2 protein-coding genes are annotated in these 2445 nt (G+C 64.9%); both read right to left on the bottom strand.

Translation table 11 applies throughout. The annotated features are described in order from the left end of the window. Positions 1 to 151: 151 nt before the first annotated feature. The gene (locus A5697_RS24480; RefSeq protein ID WP_068012305.1) at positions 152 to 1432 is read right to left on the bottom strand and encodes a DUF427 domain-containing protein; all 1281 of its coding nucleotides are present in this window, start codon (positions 1430 to 1432) and stop codon (positions 152 to 154) included. Between the two features lie 22 nt (positions 1433 to 1454). Beyond that, entirely contained in the window at positions 1455 to 2261 is an 807-nt protein-coding gene (locus A5697_RS24475; protein WP_231972171.1) for an SDR family oxidoreductase, read from the bottom strand. Between the last annotated feature and the right edge of the window lie 184 nt (positions 2262 to 2445).

The raw sequence follows: 2445 nt of genomic DNA, 5'->3' as shown, positions 1-2445 counted from the left end.
AGCGAATGGCTGGCGAGAATCGTCTATTCCTTTTCGACTGTCAATCAAGGTCTGACCTTCGATATGACCAAGCCGGCCACGGTCCGCCGCTACGTCGAGAAATTCGCGATCAACGGCCTGCGCTGACGCGGTCGCGAATTTCACCTGCCCATCACATAGCCGTGCGGCTGTCGCGGCCCATCGCCGCGGGCTCGGTCGCGAACTCACGCACCATCGCCTGGATCGTGTACGACGCGGCGAGCCGTCCATCTCGGGCAAAGACCCGGCCGTCGCCCTGCACAAGCCCCCGTCCCGACCAGAAAGCGTGGTTGGTGTACAGCAGCCAGTCCGTAACATCGACGTCGTCGTGAAACGCGATGGTGGCTTTCATGATTCCGGTCGACAAGGTGGCATGCGCGCGGGCTTCGCCCAAACCCGGATGCGGCAACATACCCGCGGCGATAGTCCAATGCGTCGTCGACTGGGCCAGCAACGCCGTCTGCAGGTAAGGGGTCGGCGGCGCATCGCGGAATCGCACCCACACGTTGATGAAGGGCGGGCCCACCCGATCGGGATCCGGATCGTAAGCCCCATCGACCACCCGGATCTCGCGGCCGGTCATCCCGAAGCCAGGAAACGACACCGCCTCGTCGGGGCCCGGAACGGCCGGCATGGGGTCGGCGTCCCGCATGACGTCGCCGGCTCCCGAGTCCGCAAGCACCAAGCCCGCGCTGCGGAATACGCCCCGCTGACTGATGCGAATTTCGGCCGACGAAAACGATCTGCCCCTGCGAAGCACATCGACGGACAGGTCCACGGGCGCGTCGAATGAGGCCGCTTTGGCGAAGATCATCGATGCCGACGTGATTCGTTGCCCGGGAAGCGCTTTCGACGCCGCGACGATCGCCTCGCCGAGCAGCTGGCCACCCTCGACGACATTGCGACGCGTCGGCCCGTGCGCTGGCCCGATAAAACCGCTTTCGGATACCTGCTGCACGTCGATGATTCTGCACAGCTCGCCGGCGTCGCCCCATAGCGGGAACGTCGTAGGGATCTTTGAGCCGTCCGGCCAGTTTTCGACGACGACCACCCGCACCGCGTCGTCGTAGAAACAGACGTGTCCCGCAATCGCTGCGACCTCTGGCAACGGGGTGCGGTAGGCCCACACGACGTTCTCGACGCCGGAATCCGCCCCGTCAAGGCTCCAGTAACTCGCCCGGCCCTTGAAAGGGCAGACGGTGCTGTGATCCGACGGGCGGAACAACTCCCACAGCACGTCGGATTCGGGAAAGTACAAGCGGTCCTCGTGGTCGGTCTCCGTCACCACGAGGCACCGGTCGCTCTGGGCAACGAGCACGTCACCGAACCACACCTGGCCCCGGTATGGACACGGGGTCGCCTCGATCCGGTAATCGGGGTAATCGGGCCACGCCGACTCGACTTGCGTTGGCATCGCTACCCTCTCGTCGCCGGCCTCATACCGTAGCCGCGCGACGCGGCGACGACGGTGGACGAATTACGAGCTGCTCGAGGCCGACGGCGGGAAAGTTCAAAGCGCTGGCGAACGTTCCCGCCAGCATGTCGGCGACGTCGGCGGGCGACATCAATGTCTCTTGCAAGAGGCCGCGCGCCACCCAATCCTGCACGACGACGCCGAGCAGCCCGGGGTCGAACGCCGCGGTGAACTCCGTCGGAACGGTGCCGCCCACGGTGACACAGCAGTAGCGAAAGCCGGGATGCTCAGTGCGCCAGGCATTCAGGCTTTCTGATAGCGCGGCCTTGCTGGAGGAATAGGCGCCCAACGCGGTCCGTGGCTGGCCGACGGTTTCGGAGGACAGGGCGCTGACGATCGCGGCGGGCGCGAGCACCGGCAGGCAGCACTTGATGACTTGATGCACACCGACGACATTGGTCTGCATCACGTCCGTCCAATCGTCGACGGAAGTGTCGGCGAACATTCTCAAGGGCGCGTACCCCACCGAGATGAACAGCAGGTCGATTTCACCAAGGCTCGCTCGGGCCATATCGGCGAGCCGCGCGCAATCGTCAGCGTTACGCACATCCGCGCTGATGGCCGCGCCGCAGCCGGCATCGGCGGCGACCTCGTCGAGACGGTCTCGTCGGCGCGCCGCGATGAGCAGGTCGGCGCCCTCCTTGCCGGCACGGACGGCGAACGCCCGCCCGATCCCGGCCGATGCGCCCACCACCACGACCCGCTTGCCGGCCAATGTCCGTTCGCCCATGCGCTGACCACCGATCGAGAATCCAGTGTCGAAAGCCATCCGACATCGGAGAACAATAGTACATCTATTGTTTAGTTGAGCGACGCCGCTCAGTCCTTCAGCGAAGCCCGTTGATGGCGAACGTTTCCACGTAACGCCGGACGGTGTCCGGTTTGGACATGTCGAACGTCTGGGCCTCGTTGACGGTCGAGAACGACCAGATGATGCGGGCCAGCCATTCGCT

This window comes from Mycobacterium sp. E3251, assembly GCF_001666835.1.
GTDB lineage: Bacteria > Actinomycetota > Actinomycetes > Mycobacteriales > Mycobacteriaceae > Mycobacterium.
This window is presented reverse-complemented; position numbering and strand designations above follow the sequence as displayed.